Raw genomic sequence first — 2,068 nt, 5'->3', positions numbered from 1 at the left:
GCCCGGGTTCATGATATCAAGCGGATCCAGCGCCTGCTTGATCGTGCGCATGATGTCGACGCCGTGGCCGAGCTCGTGGCGCAGGAAACCGATCTTGCCCTGGCCGATGCCGTGCTCGCCGGTGCAGGTGCCGTCCATGGCGATCGCCCGCATGTTGAGCCGCGCGACGAACTTTTCCGACAACGCGATCTCCCTGGGATCGTTGACATCCATCAGCACCAGCACGTGAAAATTGCCGTCGCCGGCGTGGCCGACGATCGGCGCGATCAGACCCATCTCTTCTATGTCGGCTTCGGTTTCCATGACGCATTCGGCAAAGCGCGAGATCGGCACGCAGACATCGGTCGACAGCCCCTTGGCGCCCGGCCGCAGTGTCAGCGACGACCAGTAGGCGTCATGCCTGGCCTTCCACAGTTTGGTGCGCTCCTCGGCGACGCTGGTCCACAGGAACGGCCCGCCGCCATTCTCTTCCGCGATCATGCCAAAGGTCTCGGCCTGTTCGGCAACACCGGCATCGCTACCATGAAACTCGACGAACAGGCACGGGCTCTCGGGATAGTCGAGCTTGGAATAGTTCTTCATCGCCCGCATCTGCAGCGCGTTGACCAGTTCGATGCGCGCCACAGGAATGCCCATCTGGATCGTGGCGATGACCGCGTTGCAGGCCGCCTCGACGCTCGGAAACGGGCAGACGCCGCCCGAAATCGCCTGCGGGATGCCTTGCAGCTTCAAGGTCAGCGAGGTGATGATGCCGAGCGTGCCTTCCGAGCCGACCAGCAGCCGCGTCAGATCATAGCCGGCCGAGCTCTTTTTCGCCCGCTTGCCGGTCGTCACGGTTTCGCCGTCAGCCATGACGGCGGTCAGCGACAGCACGTTCTCGCGCATCGTGCCGTAGCGCACCGCATTGGTGCCGGAGGCCCGCGTCGCGGCCATGCCGCCCAGCGAGGCATTGGCGCCGGGGTCGATCGGAAAGAACAGTCCGGTGTCGCGCAGATGCCGGTTCAAATCCTCGCGGGTGACGCCGGGTTCGACCGTGCAGTCGAGATCCTGTGGATTGACCGCCAGGATACGGTTCATGCGCGATGTGTCGACCGATATGCCGCCGCCCGGTGCGTTGGTGTGGCCTTCCAGCGAGGAGCCGACGCCAAAGGCGATCACCGGCACGCGGTGCGCGGCACAGGCCCGCACGATGTCCTGCACCTCGGCGGTCGTCTCGGGAAAGGCGACGCCGTCCGGCGCCTGCGTCGGAATATAGGTGGTGGTGTGGGCATGCTGCGAGCGGATCGCCTGGCCGGTCTGGAATCGCTCGCCGAGCCGTTGCTTGAGGATGCCGAGCACCGCCGCGATGCCTTCCTCGTTACGTTCGACCGGGTTGAGGTCGCTCAGAGCCATGAATTCCTCCGCGAATGGACCAGCGTCCACGCTTGTTATGCGTCTATGGATGCGTAAAGCAATTCCAGGAAAAGTGTGAAGCGGTTTTCCGTCCGGAATGCGTCAGAACAAATAGAGTCTCCGGAGCCAAGCTCTGTCCAGCGCCAGAACAAGGAAGTTTCGATGCCCATCCCCACTCCCTTCGTCTCGAAACCCATGGACATCGAGAAGGACTGGATCGACTACAACGGCCATCTCAACATGGCCTATTACAACGTGCTGTTCGACCGCTGCTCGGACGACGCCTTCGAGGCAATGGGCATGGGACCGAACTATGCCAGGGATCGCCGCCTCACCATCTACACGGCCGAAGTCCATGTCTGCTACGTGCAGGAGCTGCACCTCGAGCACAAGGTCACGGTCTCCTTCCAGCTCATCGACCACGACGACAAGCGGCTGCGGGCCTACCAGGAAATCCGCCATGTCGACGGCTGGCTGGCCGCGACTTCCGAATCGCTGTCGCTGCATGTCGACATGTCCGGGCCGAAGGTCTCACCCTTCCCCGCCGATGTGCTGGCCAGGGTCGAAGCCATGCGCGCCGCCCATTCGGCACTGCCGATGCCGGTACGGGCCGGCCGATGGGAGGGTTCTGCGATTTTAGATTGCCGGTGTGGCTTTGACGCCGGGAACGAGAAGG

Annotated in this window: 2 protein-coding genes; one reads left to right on the top strand and one right to left on the bottom strand. The window is 63.3% G+C overall.

Going from position 1 to position 2,068, the window contains the following annotated elements; genetic code table 11:
- A partial coding sequence (locus EN964_RS32710) for an FAD-binding oxidoreductase (RefSeq protein ID WP_127277313.1) occupies window positions 1-1,392 on the bottom strand: 1,392 nt, incomplete at its 3' end.
- Between the two features lie 162 nt (window positions 1,393-1,554).
- On the opposite strand from EN964_RS32710, the gene EN964_RS32705 reads away from it, so the two are divergent.
- Window positions 1,555-2,068: thioesterase family protein (locus EN964_RS32705; protein ID WP_245490715.1), on the top strand; the 514-nt coding region annotated here is incomplete at its 3' end.

It is taken from the genome of Mesorhizobium sp. M7A.F.Ca.CA.001.10.2.1, from assembly GCF_003998575.1.
In the GTDB taxonomy this organism is placed as follows: Bacteria; Pseudomonadota; Alphaproteobacteria; order Rhizobiales; family Rhizobiaceae; genus Mesorhizobium.
The sequence above is the reverse complement of the archived record's forward strand: the minus strand, read 5'-3'. Positions and strand labels throughout refer to the sequence as shown.